We start from the raw sequence: 19,301 nt of genomic DNA on the forward strand, positions 1-19,301 counted from the left end.
ACTCTCTCTATTTTGGATACGAATGGTTACGATATTCTATACTCCCACGTCACCTCTGCTGCTCTTCCTATCATCACAGCGACAGGACACATGAGGGTCATCGTCTCCTGGATCGCATCAGCAACGATTCTGTCGTTCAGCGTGCCGGTGATGATGAAGGTGAGATGCAGTCTTTCGAATACTGTGGGGGGCGTCTCTTTCCGGGTTCCTGTGATCGTAACCCTGAGTGAATCCGGCCAGACCCTGTTCCCCTGAAGATCGAGCAGTACCTTGATCCCTGCACAACTGCCGAGGGAGGCTAGCAGGTAATCGATCGGAGTTGGAGTCGTACCGCTCCCACCAAGAACGAGGCCAGGTTCAATGGGAATTATCTGGCCGGCACTGTTCTCTGCGAGAAATTTCAGATCGCCTTCATACGTGATATTCATCACCACCGAAGTTGGTTTCATGTTTTTCACCGCCTTTTGATTGTCATACAAGAGATCTTCCATCCACAACTGCAAGGAATTCGAGAACCGGTGTGAGGAGTAAATCCGGCTTTGTACGGCTAAACATATGGTCCTCTTCAACAAGGATCATCTTCGCACCGGTGATCCCCTGGAACAGTTCTTCAGCACATTGTACCGGTGTTGAAGGGTCTTTTGTCCCATTCACGATCAGGGTCGGTGCGGTTATTTTTTTCAGGAGATCGCTCCCGTCAAATTCCTTGAGTGCTTCAAACAGCCGGAGGAACGATGCGACTGTTGGTGGATAGGGGGCCATAGCCTTCAAAATTTCTGGCTCGGTCATTGCTGTCCATAACCGTTCATATGCCCGGGCTGCCTGAGGATCATCGGTACTGGGCGACCGGGCAGCGTCCACCTTCAGGATCAGGCTTTTCACCCGTTCCGGATTTTTTGCGGCGACAACCAGAGCAATTCGAGATCCCATGGAGATTCCAAGGAGATGGACCTGCCGGATATCGTGTGCATCCAAATGACCGACACATCTTCGGCCATCAAAGAGATCGAGAACGGTTCATCCGGCTTGTCCGTTCTACCTGAACCCCGGTTGTCGAAGTTGATCGTCTGCAGGGTTTTCGGAAGTCAAGGCATCAGCAAAATTCGGGATCTCCCCACTCATCCCCCAGATCACCAGGAAGGGCTTCGCCTGTTCCATGGATCTCATAATACATGGTTATTCCGTTGATTTTTTTGGTTGGCATGTATATTCTCCTCACATCTTGAGAAATGACCAGTCAATTTGAAAGAGGATGCATCCTCGTTCATTCCACCATGTGCACACCGGGCAGGTCGTGTGATCCCGTGTGCATCTCCGACCCAAGGATTCCATCGGACAGTCATCCTTTTTGGCACAGCCCCAGCAGCAGGTGCCAGTTGGCCGTCCGGCAAGGAAGTCAGGATTGAGATACTGATCCTTCATCTTCCAACCTCCGCGGACACGAACGAAAGGAGATCGCAGACAGGCCGGTCTGCATTCTTCCCATGGAAGAACAGGTTCTTGTATTCATCACTGGTCACGTTCCGGACCCGAGAAAAACCATACTCTGTAAGGGTCCGGACGACATCACCGTCTGGAATGCCAAACTGAAGTGGTTCTCCGACCATCTGTGTAAAATTCCGGATGTTCTTAGCGATTTCACGATCAGAGGATCCATCGACAACTGACACTGGGTAGTAGTCGAAGAGGATTGCACTTCCTATACCGGCATTATGCACGATAAATTCAAGGGTCTCGTCGACTGCCTTTTGGGGAAGATACATGGTGAGCCCTTCCAGAACGAAGAGCGTCTTCTGATCCGGGGAATAATCATTCGCACGGAGTTTGTCTCCCAGATCTTCGAACTCAAAATCGATGGGGACGTAGACGACGTGGTTCGGAAGGTCCCCGAAGATCTCCCGGATTTTTTCCATCTTGAAGAACAGGGTATCGGGATGATCGACTTCGAAGACCCGGACATTCCTCTTGAGCCCGGCAAGCCGGTACGCCCGGGTATCAAACCCGGCACCAAGGATAACGAGCTGCTCCAGGCGATCATTGCAGCTCTTCTCGATGAATTCATCAAAGTACCGCACCCTGGCCCTGATCGAATTACTCAATCCGGGTAGGCGTTCCTCCATCTCTTCCAGTTTTGCCTCTGCTTCTGCCGGGTGAGCGGCTGCAAACTTCAGGATCTCCGGGTTGATGAAGCGGAAGGCGTAGGGATCATAACAGATGCGTTCGTCTTCAGGCAGCATCGATTCTGCAGCCCGATGCATTGCGATCCCTTCAGCCATCTTGCTCGGCCCCTTTCGGATAGTTCTGTTCTTTTCGAAGTCGGTCATTGTGACATCTCCAATCTCACCACATTCTCAATTATCAAATAACATACTCATTAGAATGTATAAATATCAATCGGTTTGGAATTATTCATGCAATCATACTTTAGGCTGACCGACAGATGTGATGTGAAGAGCAATGCCCAAAGTCATCCCGGAATACAAAGAAGATGCCAAACGCCGGATCATTGAAGCTGCCATCGATGTCATCGCAGAGCAGGGCAGCGACAAGATGAGGATCGATGACGTAGCAAAGAAACTGGGTGTGACCAAAGGCGCGGTGTACTGGTATTTCAAAACCAAGGAAGACCTGTGCAGTGCTGTGCTCAACAAGATCCAGACCGATATGCAGAAGGTCGAGTTTGAATCATACTACAACCGTTCACTTGAAGAAACGCTTGCTCAGATGTATGATCGTTTTGCCCTCAACGACGACCGGCAGCGGGCCATCTTCTTTGAGATGTTCGCCATGGCAAGTCGGAATTCCGACGTTCGGCACGCAACGAGAGAGTATTATAACGGACTTGTCTCCACATTCGAGTCTGTGATCAAAAAAAAGAAGAGACAGTACTTCCTCCAGACTCAGGCGGACGATCGGAAACTGGCCCTTCTGATGGTGGCCCTCTACTCTGGACTCAAGAATTATGAACAGGTCTACATGTACCAAAACGAGGTGCGCGATCTCTGGCTGGAAGGAATCAAGATCCTCCTCAAAACTTCATATTCCGGAAGTTATGGAGAGAAGACAGAGTAATCTCTCTGTTCCCCAGACAGACAATTAATAAATAAAAATTATTTTTTATACTCGCGTTGTGAGTAGGAGTACTTCTCCGAATTCCCACCCCTGACCACGATATACAACCACTGGTACAGCGACTTCAGGGTTCCGAACTGCTGGTACCGGCGCATCGAAAATCCGACCTTCAGCCTGGAATCAAGGCTGACCTTCCCGAGTTTGCAGGTCCTTCGGGCGATCTCCAGGTCATCGCCGGCATCGATCGTCCGGTACATGCCGGCCTTCATGAACGCCTCTTTCCGAAACGCCGTGTTGCATCCGAGCGTATAGTAGAGCGTTCTCGTATGATATCCGATCCGTGAAAAGAGGTTGGCAGAGGCGAGCGAGAGCCGGTTCTTGAGGCTGTCTTCGATTGGATAGACCAGCCCGTAGACCTGGACGATGGCCGGGTCCGCAGCAAAGTCATCTCTGATCCGTTCAAGCCAGTCCCCCGGAAGCACACAATCCGCATCGGTCGTCGCCAGGATCTCCCCAAGTGCAGCCATGGCCCCGTCGTTTCTGGCCCCGCCGACCTTTTTGCTGGTCTGGATAAAGACCTGGTCTGCGAAAGGCGCCGCAATCTCCCTGGTCTGATCCTTAGAGCCCCCGTCCACGACGATGATCTCATAGGAATCCCTGGGCAGCGTCTGCCGGTTCAGCGACTGCAAACAGGCACTGATGTTCTGCTCCTCGTTGTAGGTCGGGACGATCACCGAGATCAAGGTGTGCACCATCGTTGGTAATCATTGGTGCTGCCTGGGATAAAAAGTGATGGCGGAGCAGACCGCAGCCGGATTGCCGGTTTATTCTCTATGAGGGATCTCGGGGTTGATCCGCTGGATCTCGTCCATCATCTCGCGGTGATAGGCGAGAATCATGTCGCTGAGCACCCCGAACATAAAGATCTCCACCCCAACCATGATCAACAGCACCGTCAGCACAGCCAGCGGGAGGTGCGTGATCCCGTTCAGCCATTCGACCACAACCACGATACCTGTTAGAAATCCGATGATGGCCATGATGGCTCCGATGATCCCAAAGTAAAAGATCGGGTTGTTCATCTTTGCCAACCGGTAGATCGTGACTGCGATCTTATACCCGTCATGCAGCGGGTTCAACTTGGTGTCGGTCCCGGGTCGCTTCCGGTAGGTGACCGGCACGACCTTGATCCGATGGTTATTCCGGACGGCCTCGACCGAGACCTCGGTCTCGATCTCAAACCCGGTCTCGGTCAGATGCATCTGGTGGATAGTTGTCTTTTTGAATGCCCGGTACCCTGAAAGGATGTCCTGCAGATCCCGACTGTGAGCGAACTTAAACAGATGGTTGAGGAGATAGTTCCCGAGCAGGTTCAACCTGCTGAACGCGCCCTCCTCAGCATGGATCAGCCTGTTCCCGATGACATGATCGAACCCGTTGAAGAGCGGCGTCAGCATCAGGTCCGCGTCTGCCGGGGCATAGGTCCCATCGCCGTCGAGCAGGAGAATATAGGGGGTTTCGACCATCTCGAACCCCTCCATCATCGCGTCTCCCTTGCCTTTTCCAGCCTGGATCCGGACCATTGCACCTTCTTTTTCTGCGATGGCTACGGTAGCATCGGTACTGTGCCCGTCCATCACAAAGATGTGGTTGTATCCGAGCTCCCGGAACTCCCTGACCAGCCCGCCGATCGTCGGAGACTCGTTCAGGGTCGGGATGAACACCGTGACCTCATCTTTGTTGATCTTCATTGGTACAATTATAATTGATTGATAGTCATAAGTCCTTGCATGCACCTCGAAAAGAAGGGTCTTCGGGTGGCCGGGATCGCTGAGAGTTTTTTCGGCTCATCCCGATCGACCCTGGCCTGTGTGGTGATGCGCAGAGATCTTCGGATCGACGGAGTTGCGTTTGGTTCGATGACGGTCGGCGGCATGGATGCGACCAGGTCGATCATCGACCTGATCGATGATTCGAACCGAAAGGATGTGAATCTGGTGATGATCAGCGGATGTGTAATCGCCTGGTTCAACATCATCGATCCAGAGGCCATCAGTCAGGCCACAGGTCTCCCTGTGATCGCGGTCACGTACGAAGAATCTGATGGACTGGAGAATGAGATCTGCAGCCATTTTCCTGGTGACCAGGCCCGGCTCGCGCAGTACCGTAACCTTGGAGAGAGAATACCCTTCCTTCTCTCTACTGGAAAGAGCCTTTACCTTCGACTCGCCGGCATCAACATTCAAGAAGCCGGGTTCATCTGCGATCAGTTCACCTTCGACGGCAGGATCCCCGAACCCCTTCGGGTCGCGCGGCTCATGGCGCGATCTCTGATGCGCGGTACCGGCTCCGCGAGATGAGTCGATCACCGGGCAGCTGGAACACATCGATCCTGACCATGTCGCCGGGGAAGAAGGTCCGGTCGGTGAGATCAATTGAGATCATCTGGTTGAAACACCATCCACCGTTACGGCACCCCTCGCCGCCGATCTTCTGCACCCCAGTATGAATCGTAGTGCTGATGAACTTATCACCGTTCAAGGTACTGATCACGGCCGGCACCGGTTGCTCGTTCCGGTAGAAGACCGCTCTTAAACCGGAGTTGTCCAATCGCTTGTCCCCTTTATAGATCAGGATCACCCGGCTGTCATAATTCAGACGGCCAGTCTGGTCGTCGTAATGTTTGATCGCGGTGATCTGGATCGGTGACGGGATCGAGTCAAACATATTTGGAAAGAGGAAGAAGAGGAGGAGCGCGGCCAACAGTACTGTCAACGCCACCATCAGGATGACTCCAACCGGGTTAGAGACCGCATCATCGGTCATTAATATCCCTTCTGATGGGGAGTTCAGTGGGGGCCCTAATAAACCTTATGAAATGAATTTCTGACGATCGGATCGCCTGAAAGGTATGGACTCAGGTACTGCTTCATTCTGTGTATGTTCCAGAGATAAGCAATTCCAGAAGAGATGGTTCACCCCAAAGATTTGGGGGAAAACCCCTTTATTCCTTAAACTCAGCGATGGCGAGTTGATACATCCAGTCGACGAGCAACGGGCACTGATCGACCACACACTCGAGTTCGCAGGCGATGCAGGGGATCAGTTCATCCCCGGCAAGGAGCAGGTTGGGATCCACCGGGTTCCGCTTGGCCTTCAGTATGAAGGTCTTGATCCCGTCCTTACGATATTCGAGCCGTTCGATCAGTTCATCATCGAGCAGCTTCTTTACGATACGCGAACATTTTCTGCTGTCCACCCCGAGAAGCTTCCAGAGTTCACTCTGCAGCACCCCATCAGGATTCGACTGTATCAGTTTCAGGGCGTCTTCAACAGATTCCATGATCGCTCACTCATACCATAGGTGCAATCGTCAGAATGTTATTGCCCCTGATCACCACAGTGCCGAGGTTCCGCTTCTGGGCGGCATTGAGCTCGATGGTCTCATCCATATGGATGTTCAGATACTCATCCACCGCAACGAGTCTCCCCTCCAATATGCGCCCCTCGTCCTTGATCTCAACTGAGATTTTTGAATCAACGAGAGCAAAAACCTTCTTTATGGGTAAGACGATACCGTTAACCATTTTCACCTATATCGTGATTGAACTTAATTAAAGTTTCTACCCAGGTGCTTTTTCGTCCAGGTGAGGCGGGGATCTTCTGTTAAACCGTGCGGAATTTCTCCCCGGCACGAACACATATGTCCTTTCGGCGCGAAGATCTGAGGAGAGATCCGGGTAGTCAACCCTGATGCCCGCGGATAGAGAATGACATTGAATACTGAATTACGATGGGATAAGATCGGGGTGGTCATAGTGGTAATTCTGCTGGTCCTAGGTGTGCTCGTCTATGCCTACACCCATCGCCATGTCGCTCAACCCACCACCCCTGTGACGGAGGTGCCTGTCACGACCACCGCAACCCTTCCAGATGGAGCGCTGGTGGTCGCCGCCGGCGACAGCAGTGAAGCGGAGAAGCAGAAGGCTACATACCAGTGTGACGGCGTCGACGATCAGGCCGAGATCTCCACGGCGCTCGGCGCTCTCCCATCGGGTTCCGGGACGGTCGTCCTCCTCGGGGGAACCTTTCATGTCACCGATGAGATCATCCTGCCGACGGGCACCACGCTCCTCGGTCAGGGCCCCGACCGGACCACGATCGAGGTGACGGGCTACTACAAGCCGATCGTCCTCTCAGACGACAACTGCACGCTCGGCGGGTTCAAACTGACCAACAGGGGATTTGTGCTGGTCACTGGGAGCCACAACACAATCCAGAACATCACCGCGACCACGTTCCAGTCCGGGGAGGTAGAAGCGAACGGTGCGTTCTTTGTCTTTGCAAAGAACAGGGTCGTCGAGGATGTCGAGTTCCGGAACTGCACGGCAGTGGACTGCGGGATCCATGGATTCAATGTGAACGGGGATGGATCACCCAAGACCACGAAGAACCTGCGGTACATCGACTGTTCTGCGATCCGGTGCGGGAATGCGAACTCCAGTGCAACATGGACTACCGGGTTCGACTTTCATGAGTCCAACGACCTGCTCGGGCTTCAGGTGATCCGATGTCTGGCAGAGGATAACTGGGAGTCTGGGTTCCACTTCGAACCCGGGGGACAGGTGACCCCACGGACTCAATCCGCAGATATCGTGATGCAGGATTGCATCAGCCGGGACAACGGACAGCGGAACACGCTGCCTGATAGTTTCTTCAAGTCCGGGTACTTCATTCACCGGACGGCGGTCCTGACCAACTGCACCTCGATCAACAACCAGAACTGCGGGTTCTGGACCTGGGGAGGGGATGCGGTCACCTTCAACAACTGCACCGACGACGGCTCTGCAAATGCGTTCAGCGTCGGGAGGACGAGTGAGGATATCACCTACAACAACTGTGTCAGTACGAACGCGACCCAGCGGGGGATCTACTCGTTCGCAGCGACGAAGATCGCCTTCAACAACTTCAGCCTGGTAACCCCGAAGAACGCCACCGGATCGATCTCCCTGGGGTACCGGGACGGGGACACCGAAAACAAGTACCCGGTCACCGACTGTACCTTCGATGTGACCTGCACCGGAGTCGACCCGGCCGGGGTCGTGATCCAGAAGGACACGCTCAGGAACACGTTGAATATCCGTTGATTCTCTGATCTGTTCAGACAGATCGCGTACCTTTTTTAACTTCCTTTGCTCACCATACCCTCGCCAGGGGGATCACCCGGGCTAACTGAGGAGAGACAGATGAACGTTATTGCATTCAATGCCAGTCCGCGAAAGGATGGGAACACCCGGCGGTTGATAGACGCTGCGCTCGCAGAGATCGAGAAAGAAGGGATCGATACCGAGGTGGTCAACATTGGTCGAAAGAAGGTGCATGGCTGCATCGCCTGTATGAAGTGTTTTGAGAACCTGGACCGGCGATGTATCTTTGACGACGATCTGATCAATGGATGTATCGAGAAGATGGCAGCGGCCGATGGGATCATCATCGCCTCGCCGACGTACTTCGCCGACATGACCCCTGAAGCCAAGGCGCTGATCGATCGGGCCGGTTTTGTTGGAATAGCCAACGGCAACCTCTTCTCGCGAAAGGTGGGGGCCGGCATCAGTGTGGCACGGAGGGCTGGAGCGGTGACCACCGTCGACTCGATCAACCATTTCTTTGGGATCAGCGACATGGTCACCGTCGGGTCCACCTACTGGAACGTCGGTTTCGGGCTGGAGAAGGGTGACGTGGATAGCGATGTCGAAGGGATCCGGACGATGCAGCGGCTCGGTCAAAACATGGCATGGCTGGTGAAGAAGATCGCCGGCCAGCCCTGACATTAGTATGGAGAGCGTATGCAGATCTCACCCTCTATCCATGCACTTAGACTTCCGTTCAGAGTCCCCGTGGCTCCCGGCATGGTACTCGACCGGTTCGTATACTGTTACCTCGTCTACGGCGAGACAATCACCCTCATCGACACCGGGGTTGCCGGATGCGAGACGCAGATCTTCGAGACCATCCAGTCCGTCGATCGCGACCCCTCTGATATTGCATCGATCATCCTGACCCATTCGCATCCCGATCACATCGGGGGAGCCCGGGCAATCCAGCATGCAACCGGCTGCAGTATCATGGCGCACCCTGCTGAACGGGCATGGATCGAGGACGTGGATCTTCAGAACCACGAACGGCCGGTGCCGGGGTTTGCCTCACTGGTCGGTGGGTCGGTGCAGATCGATCGTGAACTCGTGGACGGGAATCGTATCGAACTCGATGAAACCCGGGAGATGAAGATAGAGGTGCTCCATACGCCAGGCCACTCGCCAGGGTCCATCTCACTCTTCGTACAGAGTGAAGGTGTGCTCTTCTCCGGTGATGCGATACCGGTGGCTGGAGATCTGCCGGTCTATGATGATGCTCTTGCATCCGTGCAGTCCCTACAACGGCTCCGGGGGGTTGCCGGCATCCGGGTTCTTCTCTCGGCATGGGATGAACCGAGGAAAGGCGGGGAGACATATGAGCAGATGGACCGGGCGGTTGACTATCTCCAGACGATCCATGAAACCGTACGTGCAGGGAGCAGTAAAGATACCATTGACGTGATGGAACTCACCAGGAGAACTGCCGTGTCTCTTGGCCTGCCTCAGCAGGCGGTAAATCCGCTGCTCGCCCGCACCTTCGCAGCAAACCTGCGGGTGCGGGACCAAAAAAGCCTGTTGGACGATTCTCAAAAATAAAGATCATGGGATCGGATGGCTTCAAGAGAGCCATTCCTCTTTTATAATAAAAAAAAGTGTGATCCGATCAGATCAGCATGGTGAGCCAGTGCCAGAAGTTGGTCATGCCCTGCCCCATCATCACACCCGGGTCGATCCCGAGTGCCGGAAAGATCAGGAAGAAGTAGGCGAAGGTCCCGATCGTCGACCCGACGTTTGCGAGGGCAGCGACCATCACCACCCGGAAGAGCGAGTTCTTCCGCATCTCGCTGAAGGACTCTGCCTCGAAGATCTTGTGAAGATCCTGTTTTGTCGGCTTTCTGATCTTTGCCTCGACGATCGCAGAGAACCAGCCGGCAGCGAGGATCGGGTTGACAGCCGTATACCCGGAGACGAGAAAACCGGTCAGAGCTGAGAGCGGGTGGCCGCCCGCGGCCAGGGTGAAGACGGCGGTCAGCACCCCGTGCAGGATCACCCAGTACAGCAGTGCCCACAGCAGCACGTTGAACCCGACGCCTGAGAAGATGATCGTGATAAGGATAAATGCAAACATCAGGATCATCACGATCCCGATGATCTTCCCCCAGGGGTATGACTTCGCCTTCGTGGTCAGGTCGGCCATCGGCGGGAGGGATGCCGGGTCGAGCAGGTACCCCTCGATACCCTTCCGGTGACCGGCCCCGATCACGACCAGCACCCGCTCGAACCGTCCAGATAGGCCGATGATCTGGTGAGCGAGGTATGCATCCCGCTCATCGATCAGGGCCTTCGCCCCATTCGGTGAAAACTTTCTGAACTCCTCAAGTGCGGCCGAGATCACGTCCTGCTGCTTCAGCGACTCGATATCGATCTCCCCCTCGTCAACTCCGATCAGCGAGGCGCCGAGGGCGTAGATCATCTTGCACTTCTCCCAGATGGTCATGCCGCCCCAGAACCGCTGAAGCGTGATCCCGATATCCCGATCGATCAGCCCAATCTGCACCCCGCGCTCCTCTGCGGCCTGGATAGCGGCCTTCATCTCTGCACCGGGTTCGACCCCGACATCCATCCCGATCTTCCGCTGGATGTACCCGAGCACCCACTGGATCAGCAGCTGGTTGAAGTTGCCCCCCTTCAGGATATCGTCGACCTCGGGCGCTTCACCCTGCTTCTTCAGGCCGGCATACCGGCCTGCGTCGAGTTCGACCGCGATCACGTCCGGCGTGAACGCATCGATCTCAGCCAGCACCTCGTCGACACTCTCCTGCGATACATGGGCTGTTCCGATCAGCCGAACCTCACCCATCGAGCACCTTCATTCCTTCACCATCGATCACAACGGAACATCCCGCAGGAATTGCTGCATTTCTATAGATCTCTCTCACCTTTATCTCTTCCAGTTCTTCGGCATCTCTTCGTGCGATCAGATCGTCGGCCAGAGTCAGATCATCATGAGTCACCGATCGGCTCTCTCCGTATCCATTGCACTCCGACCGGACCAATCGGTCTCCGTCCAGCATGAACGGGTAGGTCCTGCAGATCCAGGGCCGGTATGGATGGATGGTGCACCGGTCGCTCTCTGCGAAGATGCATCGTCCCTCGCTCCGACGAAGCGCCCATTCAAAGGTATACGTGGACCCATCAGCGGCGGTCAGCGGCTCGGGGAACGGTTCGACGATCTGGTTCCAGTCGAGTCCGGTCGCCTGGATGATCCTTCTGATCTCAGGCGGCGCCACGATCACCAGACTTGCATCCACCCCGGCCCCCAGGCAACAGGCTCCGCACCGGGAGCAGGTGAATCCGGTATCAGCGATCGCGGCGGCATACTGCTCCCTCTCGCCGTGTTCAGCCTTATCCATCAAGGGTAACCTGGTTGAAGTTCTGATAGACGACCCTGCCATCCAGACTGTGACTGACCTCGGGATGCCACTGCACCCCGTAGATCTGTTTTTCCGGGCATGCTATCGACTCGGCCTGGCAGATGGGGGAGTGGGCAAGCCGTTTGAAGCCGTTCGGGATCACCGAGACCTCATCGGCGTGCGAGGCCCAGACCTCGATCGTGTCCGGATAGCCGGCAAGGACTGTATCGTGGTCCTCGATCTCCACCTCAACCGCTCCATACCCGCCGCTCCTGCCCGGGGTGACGGTGCCACCGAATCTGGTCGCGATCACATGCAGGCCAAGGCAGACGCCGAGCACCGGCAGTCCCAGGTCGAGGTAGGCTGCGCAGTTGCCGGTCCGCTCGATCGAGGGACCACCGCCGAGGACCAGACCGCGGCACCCACTCTGCACCTCATCGGGTGAAGTGGTGTTCGGGACCATCTTTGCATCGATATCGAGGTCGCGGAGCATCCGCACGATCAGATGGTTGAACTGCCCAAAGTTATTGACAACAAAGATGGGAAGCATTGCAGAAGGGTTGATGGTGCCGGGTAATAGCCTTTCTCACCGGTACATCATCACCGTGCTGAGGATCTGCTGCCTGATCGCTTCAGGGGTATGGCCGAGCAGGGCTGCGAGCAGCATTGCACCGCCGGCACCCATCCCCTCCTTCACCTCGCCGATGCAGTACCTGGCCAGACCCGGATGTCCGAGCGTGGCAAATCCCGGGTCCACGTAGAAGACCTGCGCACCGATCGTCACGGCCAGCGCTTCGATGTTGGCACTGGGGTCCCGCCGGACGTACTCGGTCGTGGCCAGGAACGGGACCGGTTGCCCAATCCCTTTGAGGACTGCCGCCACCGCCAGCATCTGAGTGCCGCCGGCCAGAATCAGCGTTCCATTATAGGTCTCGGCGATCCCGATCGCCACGGCCAGCATGGGATCCCCGGTCGCTCTGACCACTTCAAACGGTTCGGTGATCGATCCGGCCTTCAGCCGTTCCTGGACCCCACGCCAGATCGCCTCCTTCTGGGAGACCGGGTTCTGTGCGAAACTGCTGCTGACCGCTGCCTCATACCCGAGGCCGCGAAGCACACAGAGCGCGGTCGTCGTCCCGCCAGGGACGCACTCCCCGAGCACCAGCAGATCGCTGACCGACGAGAGGAACTCCCCAACCCGCGCACCGGCCACCCTCAACCGGTCGGCATCCGGAACCGCATCCTCGACCCGCGGATCCCCCCCTGGCTCGCCGTACACATCCAGGCAGGGGACGGGGGGTTTCGTAGTAAGCCCTGCATTGATGAAGAGCGGAGTCAATCCAGTTAGTTTCATCATCGCCCTGGTGATCGAGGCCGGGGTCGGGCATCCGCTCGGGGTATCGGAGGTGCCGGCCATCGACCGGATCTCGCCGTAGGTGATCAGTTCCGCGTCCAGTCCCGGGGTCAGCACGGTCTTTGCCGGCGACGGACCAGCCCCGGAGATCCCCCTGACCGTGCTGAGCATCGTATTTCCCAGAATGCCGGCAAAGAGCGGACGTTTGAACGAAAAAGACGGAATATCACTGAGGAAAGCCATATCGATCTCTATAAGAGACTGATCAATAAATAACACAGGTATTATGTTTGAGATCGAAGAGAGGCTGGCGGTGAAAGGAATCACGCTCGATGCTGTCGTGGCCGCTGGGATGGAGCTGTATGTCTCCCACGGGATAGACCGGATCGCTGCTGCAGTACGGCTCAGGGAACTGATCGAAAAGGCCCTGACCGATCCGAACATCTCCTCTCTGCTGCTCGGAGCGATCCTGCTCGAAGACGAACTCTACGTGAATCGGAAGGACTCTGAGATCAAGGACGACCCCGTCTTTCTCCTCTCTGACGAGATCATCGGGATGGCCATCGCCGAGTGCATCGGTGGGACCTATGCCCGGTTCGAGTTCACCCGGTATGACCAGAAGAAACCGGGAATCCTCGGGACGCTCGGACCGTTCCTCGACGATGCGATTGCAGGGTTGATTGCGGGGTGTACATCACGCCTGTACAGCGAAAGTTCCTAGGTCCAGTCCTGGCCCTGCTCCAGTTCTGCACGGTCCTTCCCCTCGGAGCACCGCAGGACTTCGAGCAGTTCGGCCGGCGGTCGTACCTCTATCCGATCGCCGGGTACGTGACCGGCGGGATCGCCGGCGGGGTCGCGTTCCTGATCCCCAACCCCTCGATCAGGGCCGCCGTCGCCCTGGGAGCCCTGCTGCTGGTCACCGGGTGCAACCATCTGGACGGGCTCCTCGACTTCGGGGACGGGCTGATGGCGCATGGGTCCCGGGAGAAACGGGTACAGGCGCTGACCGACCGGCAGATCGGGGCCGGCGGTGTGGCGATGGGTATGACCGTCCTGCTGCTTGCATACTCGGCGCTCATATCAGTACCGCACCTGTTCTGGGCTGTCCTCGCCGCCGAGGTCTTCGCAAAGTACGCCATGGCCGCCCTGACTGCCTGGGGGAAACCGTTTCGCGAGGGTATCCAGAGTTATCTGTACGGGTTCTCCAGGCCGGCCTTTCCGGTCTATGCGGCAGTCTTCTGCCTGCCACTGCTGCTGACCCCGATCGGGTGGGCCGGGCTTGCCGCTGCCGCTGGTGCGACGCTGGCCGCCCTCACCCTGATGCTGCTGCTGGCCCGCCGACTCTTCGGCGGTGTGAACGGCGACGTGGTCGGGGCGACAGGGATGCTCACCTTTGCACTGGTGCTGGCCGTCCTTGCCCTTGCCGGATGAGGTGCAGTATGATATATCCTTTTTTAGAATGACCCTTGTTATTATCATAGATGGATAAACCAAACGCTGCACACCGCAAGGGCGGTGCGATCACAGAGATCGACCCGGACCTCTGTACCGTACGGGCCCGAGTTCCTGCTGGTGAACTCACCCTCGACCAGCTGCGCGGCATCACCCGAATCGCAGAAAAGTACGGGGCTGAAGGTGTGCACCTGACGACCCGCCAGACGATCGAGATCCCACATATGGATCCTACTGATCTCGAAGCGATCGCCGCCGACCTGACCGCAAACTCCACGCCTGTTGGGGCTGAGCATGATGAAGTGGTGAACATCGTCGCCTGTCCGGGTACCGACCGGTGCAAGTACGCGAACGTGGATACACTCACCCTTGCCCGCACCCTTGATGAGCGGTTCTTCGGGAGGGAGGAGCCGATGAAGGTCAGAATCACCCTCACGGCCTGCCCGAACGGGTGTAACAACGCCCTGTTGAACGAGATCGGTATCATCGGCCGGGTTCTCCCAGAACGTATCACTGGGATCTGTACTGGTTGTGGAAGTTGTGTGGAATACTGTAGAGAGGGAGCTATCAGGATCAAGAACGGGATATCAGTGCTCGACCTCGATACCTGCGTCCAGTGTGGCATCTGCGTCAAATCCTGTCCATTTAATGTGATCAAGGCAGCTCATCGACATTATCAGATCCGGGTCGGCGGACGATCAGGCCGGCACCCGAAGATCGGACAGGAACTGGTGATGGTCGAAAAGGAGGAGCAGGTGATTGAAGTGGTCGACAAGATCCTGTACTGGATCTACCGGCGTGGACGGGGCAAAAAACTGCTCGCTGATCAACTCGACGAGATGGACTTCACGAAGATCAAAACAGAGATCCAGCAGGCATTCCAGATATCCGTGGAGTGAGTGAAGGCTAAAGGGAAGAAAAGGGATAGAGTTTTTTCAGTTTATTTCAGTACCTTTGCTGAAAACCCGTCCCGTCATCGTCATCGCATTCGATGGCAGAACCGTCGCGCACATAGGTGTTGAACATCAGCGCGGCATTCATCAGATTCTCGTCCGGGGCCGTCCCACGTCTGATCTCCATAAATGCCTGGGATTGTGGGGTCTGAATCACCCGTCTCCCGACCCTGACCCCCGTGCAGTGCCTGCAGTAGGCACAGTCGCTGTACGCGGAGACGAGCCTTTCTCCACAGGCAACCTTTGCCGAACCTTTTGCCTGATCCTTCTGCAGTTCAAGTGTCTTCATCAGAGAAGTGTTATCTGGTGATCAGATAATATCATGTCGTTTTTTACCGATTCTCTGGAGATCTGCGAAATGATCCCCATGCGACAGATTTTATATAGATGAGTTTCAAATAAAGTATACTCGCATAAACCAGACGGTATGCTGAAGATCCTATATTTGACTGGAGGGAAAATTAATGGCAAATGACAAGCCTCACATGAATCTGGCCGTTATCGGACATATCGACCATGGAAAGTCAACCACTGTTGGACGGTTGATGTTTGAGACCGGTGCAGTACCGGCGCATATCATTGAGAACTTCCGTAAGGAAGCAGAGTCGAAGGGAAAGGGTTCCTTTGAGTTTGCATGGGTTATGGATAACCTGAAGGAAGAGCGGGAGCGGGGTATCACCATTGATATCGCTCACAAGCGATTCGACACTGCTAAGTTCTACTTTACGGTCGTCGACTGCCCTGGACACCGGGACTTCGTCAAGAACATGATCACCGGCGCATCCCAGGCTGACGCAGCGATTCTTGTTGTTGCAGCACCTGATGGTGTCATGGAGCAGACCAAGGAGCACGTCTTCCTGGCCCGTACGCTCGGCATCACCCAGCTGGTCATCGCTATCAACAAGATGGACGCAGTCAACTACGACCAGAAGCGCTTTGAAGAGGTCAAGAAGGAACTGACCCAGCTGATCGGTATGGTCGGATATAAGGCAGCTGAGATCCTCTTTATCCCGATGTCCTCGTTCAAGGGCGTCAACATCTCAAAGAAGTCACCCGAGACCCCATGGTACACCGGCCCGACACTTCTTGAAGCACTCGACACCTTCAAGGAACCGGATAAACCAACCGACAAGCCATTCAGACTCCCGATTCAGGACGTCTACTCGATCAGCGGTATCGGCACGGTGCCGGTCGGCCGTATCGAGACCGGGATCATGAAGAAGGGGATGAAAGTCTCGTTCATGCCGGCCAACAAGGATGGAGAGATCAAGTCCATTGAGATGCACCACGAAGAGCAGCCACAGGCACTCCCAGGCGACAACGTCGGGTTCAACGTCCGTGGTGTCGGCAAGAACGATATTCGCCGTGGCGATGTATGTGGTCCAGCCGATATACCACCAACCGTTGCTGACGAGTTCACCGCACAGATCGTTGTGCTCCAGCACCCAAGCGCAATCACCGTCGGATATACTCCGGTCTTCCACTGCCACACGGCTCAGATCGCCTGCACGTTCGTCGAACTGAGGAAGAAACTCGATCCACGCTCAGGTCAGACCAAGGAGGAGAATCCTACCTTCCTGAAGAGCGGCGATGCAGCCATCGTTCAGATCAAGCCTTCGAGACCGATGGTTATCGAGAGCGTCAAGGAGATTCCACAGCTTGGCCGGTTTGCAATCCGTGATATGGGAACAACGATCGCTGCCGGCATGTGCATTGCAGTTCAGCCAAAGCAGATGATCAGATAAATTATATTTTTTGGGTGACAGGATTATGCAAAAAGCCAGAATACGCCTGACAGGCACTGACTTCAATAAAGTAGAGATGGTCTGTGATAAGATTCGCGAGATTGCTGAGCGGACTGGTGTCAATCTGGCAGGTCCAATCCCTCTCCCGACAAAGCGTCTCGTGGTTCCTATCCGCAAGAGTCCGGATGGCGAAGGAACCGCAACCTGGGACCGCTGGCAGATGCGAGTCCACAAGCGACTGATAGATATCGATGCAGATGAACGTGCACTTCGGCAGCTGATGCGGATTCAGGTGCCCAAGGACATCGGCATCGAGATAGTACTCGAGAGCTGAAGGTGCGGCGTGTCTGCCGCTGATTTTTCTTCAACGGTCAAAAAAATTCTCTCATTTGAGAGTATTTTTTTACTTATTGTTCTGCTGACTGCCTTTTTACGGTTCTATCAGCTTGACTTCAAGCTCTTTCACCATGATGAAGCGATTCACGCATGGTTTTCGTATGAACTGCTCACCAAGGGCACGTACGTCTATGACCCAATGTATCATGGGCCACTACTCTATTATCTCACAACCGCGATGTTCCGCATCTTTGGGGACACCGATCTTGTCGGCCGCCTCTTCCCTGCGCTGCTCGGCACCTTGATCGTTCCGCTGGTCTATGCAGTATATAGACTCGGCTACCTGGACAAGCGCCAGACGATCGTCGCAGCGTTGCTCGTCGCCATCTCCCCAAACATGGTCTACTTCTCCCGGTTCCTCCGGCAGGATATGTTCATGCTCTTCTTCACGATGCTGCTCATCGTCTCACTCCTCTACTACTTTGAGAAGGGGCAGACCCGATATGCACTCGCTGCAGCAGTCGCTGCAGCAGGTGGACTCTGTCTGAAGGAAGAGATGCCGCTGATCCTGATCTTCCTCGGGATCTTCTTCCTGTACATGATCATCCGAAAGAAGTTTGTGCTTCCGCCCAGCTGGAAGGTGGACCTGGTTCTTGGGATCGTGGTGATCGTCGGGATCATGAGTGTGCTCTACTCGGCATTTGGGATGCACTTGGACACCCTCTGGACCGGTCCGTTCAATGCGATCCAACACTGGGTCGAGATGCATGAAGAGCAGCGGCTTGGAGGACCATGGTTCTTCTATATCCTCCTCTTCGGACTGTATGAGGTACCGATTCTCGGGCTTGCGATCATTTCGATCGCCAGTTACGTCGCAGTGCGTAAGAAGTCGCAGATCCTTTCGATCCTGAAGCGGGAGCATGGTGTGGAATCACCTGCTCTGAAGATCCAGGATCGGCGGGACGACTTCTTCATCCTCTCGCTCTGGTGGATGCTCTGTTCGATGGCGATGTATGCCTACATTGGGGAGAAGGTGCCCTGGCTGATCGTTCAGCAGTTGCTGCCGATGTGCTTTGTCGCATCCTATCTCTTCAGAGAGGTGCGTTCCGGTGAGCGGCTGATTCAGGGATCCAGAAGCACGACCTCGACATGGGGCCTCGGCACCATGATTGGCATCATAATCGTGACTGCCGTATCGTTGCTTGGGATGGGAGAAACTCTGATAAAGGCCCTCTCCGGGCATGAACTGGTGCTGACGCTCATTATTCCGTTCATCGTAGTACTCCTCGTTGCAGGGTACCTCTACCAGAACCGGGACCATATCGCAACCCCTGTCAGAAAGGTTCCGGGAGTCATCTTCAGTCTGCTCCCAATCTTCGCGATCCTGCTCTTTGGAGTGTTGCTGATCGGGATGACGCACCATGTGGCTTACAGCCCCACGGACATCAGCGAACCCATCGTGCAGGTTCAGAACTCAGAGGACCTGCGTGGCCTCTTCCAGGAGATCGATGCCTCGAACAAGACGGTGATCGCCTCGGCCAACTACTGGCCGTTGCCCTGGTATTACCGCGGTGACAGATGGAATAAGATCACCTTCTATGGAGCAAAGGTGGCCGACACCCAGATCTATAGCGGGGACTTTGATCTGGCCATCGTCAACAGCGCCGACTCGTATCCGTACCTTGCAGGCTATAAGAAAGAGACCATACACCTGAACTACTGGTTCTCATACTATGACAACCAGAACCGACTGCTCGACTATTATATGCAGCGGGATGGAAAGCTTGGGTCGATGGACCTCGACATATTCACAAAAATCAAGCCAATCTCCTAACCTTTTT

Annotated in this window: 24 protein-coding genes; 11 read left to right on the forward strand and 13 right to left on the reverse strand. The window is 55.4% G+C overall.

Annotated elements, in window-relative coordinates:
- Positions 1-26: 26 nt before the first annotated feature.
- The 3 genes from MPAL_RS07590 to MPAL_RS07600 all read right to left on the reverse strand — a co-directional run bounded on the left by MPAL_RS07590 (position 27) and on the right by MPAL_RS07600 (position 2,324).
- Positions 27-449: an OsmC family protein gene (locus MPAL_RS07590; protein WP_158303657.1), complete on the reverse strand. Its 423-nt coding sequence runs from the start codon at positions 447-449 to the stop codon at positions 27-29.
- A 22-nt stretch (positions 450-471) separates the two neighbouring features.
- Entirely contained in the window at positions 472-975 is a 504-nt protein-coding gene (locus MPAL_RS07595) for an alpha/beta fold hydrolase (protein WP_048145270.1), read from the reverse strand.
- A 443-nt stretch (positions 976-1,418) separates the two neighbouring features.
- Positions 1,419-2,324 carry an SAM-dependent methyltransferase gene (locus tag MPAL_RS07600; RefSeq protein ID WP_012618166.1) on the reverse strand — a complete coding sequence of 302 codons (906 nt, stop codon included), beginning with the start codon at positions 2,322-2,324 and terminating at the stop codon, positions 1,419-1,421.
- 133 nt (positions 2,325-2,457) lie between these two features.
- Between MPAL_RS07600 and MPAL_RS07605 the strand changes: the two genes are divergently transcribed.
- Positions 2,458-3,072: a TetR/AcrR family transcriptional regulator gene (locus MPAL_RS07605; RefSeq protein ID WP_012618167.1), complete on the forward strand. Its 615-nt coding sequence runs from the start codon at positions 2,458-2,460 to the stop codon at positions 3,070-3,072.
- A 38-nt stretch (positions 3,073-3,110) separates the two neighbouring features.
- On the opposite strand, the gene MPAL_RS07610 is transcribed toward MPAL_RS07605, so the two are convergent.
- Both MPAL_RS07610 and aglJ read right to left on the reverse strand, forming a co-directional pair.
- The gene (locus tag MPAL_RS07610) at positions 3,111-3,827 is read right to left on the reverse strand and encodes a glycosyltransferase (RefSeq protein WP_012618168.1); all 717 of its coding nucleotides are present in this window, start codon (positions 3,825-3,827) and stop codon (positions 3,111-3,113) included.
- Positions 3,828-3,896: 69 nt separating this feature from the next.
- Positions 3,897-4,823, reverse strand: coding sequence for an S-layer glycoprotein N-glycosyltransferase AglJ (gene aglJ / locus MPAL_RS07615; protein WP_012618169.1), 927 nt, complete (start codon positions 4,821-4,823; stop codon positions 3,897-3,899).
- A 39-nt stretch (positions 4,824-4,862) separates the two neighbouring features.
- Between aglJ and MPAL_RS07620 the strand changes: the two genes are divergently transcribed.
- Positions 4,863-5,432 (forward strand): endonuclease dU, encoded by a 570-nt coding sequence (locus tag MPAL_RS07620; protein WP_012618170.1) that lies wholly within the window; start codon positions 4,863-4,865, stop codon positions 5,430-5,432.
- On the opposite strand, the gene MPAL_RS07625 is transcribed toward MPAL_RS07620, so the two are convergent.
- The 3 genes from MPAL_RS07625 to MPAL_RS07635 form a co-directional block, all read right to left on the reverse strand.
- Complete coding sequence (locus tag MPAL_RS07625; protein ID WP_012618171.1) at positions 5,389-5,898, reverse strand: type IV pilin; 510 nt, start codon at positions 5,896-5,898, stop codon at positions 5,389-5,391. The genes MPAL_RS07620 and MPAL_RS07625 overlap by 44 nt on opposite strands.
- 178 nt (positions 5,899-6,076) lie before the next feature.
- Positions 6,077-6,415: a helix-turn-helix transcriptional regulator gene (locus MPAL_RS07630; RefSeq protein WP_012618172.1), complete on the reverse strand. Its 339-nt coding sequence runs from the start codon at positions 6,413-6,415 to the stop codon at positions 6,077-6,079.
- A 10-nt stretch (positions 6,416-6,425) separates the two neighbouring features.
- Positions 6,426-6,659 (reverse strand): LSM domain-containing protein, encoded by a 234-nt coding sequence (locus tag MPAL_RS07635; protein WP_012618173.1) that lies wholly within the window; start codon positions 6,657-6,659, stop codon positions 6,426-6,428.
- Between the two features lie 183 nt (positions 6,660-6,842).
- Between MPAL_RS07635 and MPAL_RS14520 the strand changes: the two genes are divergently transcribed.
- The 3 genes from MPAL_RS14520 (at position 6,843) to MPAL_RS07650 (ending at position 9,803) form a co-directional block, all read left to right on the forward strand.
- On the forward strand, positions 6,843-8,219 hold the full coding sequence (locus MPAL_RS14520; protein ID WP_012618174.1) for a right-handed parallel beta-helix repeat-containing protein: 1,377 nt from the start codon (positions 6,843-6,845) through the stop codon (positions 8,217-8,219).
- Between the two features lie 99 nt (positions 8,220-8,318).
- A complete protein-coding gene (locus MPAL_RS07645) occupies positions 8,319-8,900 on the forward strand; it encodes a flavodoxin family protein (RefSeq protein ID WP_012618175.1) in 582 nt (193 codons plus the stop codon).
- Between the two features lie 18 nt (positions 8,901-8,918).
- On the forward strand, positions 8,919-9,803 hold the full coding sequence (locus tag MPAL_RS07650) for an MBL fold metallo-hydrolase (protein WP_012618176.1): 885 nt from the start codon (positions 8,919-8,921) through the stop codon (positions 9,801-9,803).
- A 67-nt stretch (positions 9,804-9,870) separates the two neighbouring features.
- Here the strand turns inward: MPAL_RS07650 and MPAL_RS07655 are convergent, their stop codons facing one another.
- Genes MPAL_RS07655 through cobT form a run of 4 tightly spaced genes read right to left on the reverse strand, consistent with a single transcriptional unit; the run spans position 9,871 to position 13,217 of the window.
- Entirely contained in the window at positions 9,871-11,067 is a 1,197-nt protein-coding gene (locus MPAL_RS07655; protein ID WP_012618177.1) for a TraB/GumN family protein, read from the reverse strand.
- Positions 11,060-11,620 carry a YkgJ family cysteine cluster protein gene (locus tag MPAL_RS07660; RefSeq protein WP_012618178.1) on the reverse strand — a complete coding sequence of 187 codons (561 nt, stop codon included), beginning with the start codon at positions 11,618-11,620 and terminating at the stop codon, positions 11,060-11,062. The genes MPAL_RS07655 and MPAL_RS07660 overlap by 8 nt, the downstream gene beginning before the upstream one ends.
- A complete protein-coding gene (locus tag MPAL_RS07665; protein WP_012618179.1) occupies positions 11,613-12,170 on the reverse strand; it encodes a GMP synthase subunit A in 558 nt (185 codons plus the stop codon). The genes MPAL_RS07660 and MPAL_RS07665 overlap by 8 nt, the downstream gene beginning before the upstream one ends.
- A 36-nt stretch (positions 12,171-12,206) precedes the next feature.
- Positions 12,207-13,217, reverse strand: a complete 1,011-nt coding sequence (gene cobT / locus MPAL_RS07670) for a nicotinate mononucleotide-dependent phosphoribosyltransferase CobT (protein ID WP_012618180.1) — start codon at positions 13,215-13,217, stop codon at positions 12,207-12,209.
- 43 nt (positions 13,218-13,260) lie between these two features.
- Here cobT and MPAL_RS07675 point away from each other — a divergent pair, with 43 nt between their 5' ends.
- The 3 genes from MPAL_RS07675 to MPAL_RS07685 are packed head-to-tail and all read left to right on the forward strand — an operon-like array spanning position 13,261 to position 15,325.
- The gene (locus MPAL_RS07675) at positions 13,261-13,695 is read left to right on the forward strand and encodes a phosphatidylglycerophosphatase A (protein WP_012618181.1); all 435 of its coding nucleotides are present in this window, start codon (positions 13,261-13,263) and stop codon (positions 13,693-13,695) included.
- Positions 13,662-14,405, forward strand: coding sequence for an adenosylcobinamide-GDP ribazoletransferase (gene cobS, locus MPAL_RS07680; protein WP_012618182.1), 744 nt, complete (start codon positions 13,662-13,664; stop codon positions 14,403-14,405). Before MPAL_RS07675 ends, cobS begins: the two co-directional genes overlap by 34 nt.
- 50 nt (positions 14,406-14,455) lie before the next feature.
- Entirely contained in the window at positions 14,456-15,325 is an 870-nt protein-coding gene (locus MPAL_RS07685; RefSeq protein ID WP_012618183.1) for a 4Fe-4S binding protein, read from the forward strand.
- A gap of 46 nt (positions 15,326-15,371) precedes the next feature.
- Here MPAL_RS07685 and MPAL_RS07690 read toward each other — a convergent pair whose 3' ends face one another.
- Complete coding sequence (locus MPAL_RS07690; protein ID WP_012618184.1) at positions 15,372-15,668, reverse strand: hypothetical protein; 297 nt, start codon at positions 15,666-15,668, stop codon at positions 15,372-15,374.
- A gap of 175 nt (positions 15,669-15,843) precedes the next feature.
- Between MPAL_RS07690 and tuf the strand changes: the two genes are divergently transcribed.
- The 3 genes from tuf to MPAL_RS07705 are packed head-to-tail and all read left to right on the forward strand — an operon-like array spanning position 15,844 to position 19,294.
- Positions 15,844-17,124: a translation elongation factor EF-1 subunit alpha gene (gene tuf / locus MPAL_RS07695; protein WP_012618185.1), complete on the forward strand. Its 1,281-nt coding sequence runs from the start codon at positions 15,844-15,846 to the stop codon at positions 17,122-17,124.
- Between the two features lie 25 nt (positions 17,125-17,149).
- Positions 17,150-17,458: a 30S ribosomal protein S10 gene (rpsJ, locus tag MPAL_RS07700; protein WP_012618186.1), complete on the forward strand. Its 309-nt coding sequence runs from the start codon at positions 17,150-17,152 to the stop codon at positions 17,456-17,458.
- A gap of 9 nt (positions 17,459-17,467) precedes the next feature.
- Entirely contained in the window at positions 17,468-19,294 is a 1,827-nt protein-coding gene (locus MPAL_RS07705) for a flippase activity-associated protein Agl23 (protein ID WP_012618187.1), read from the forward strand.
- Positions 19,295-19,301 lie beyond the last annotated feature (7 nt).

It is taken from the genome of Methanosphaerula palustris E1-9c (assembly GCF_000021965.1).
In the GTDB taxonomy this organism is placed as follows: domain Archaea; phylum Halobacteriota; class Methanomicrobia; order Methanomicrobiales; family Methanospirillaceae; genus Methanosphaerula; species Methanosphaerula palustris.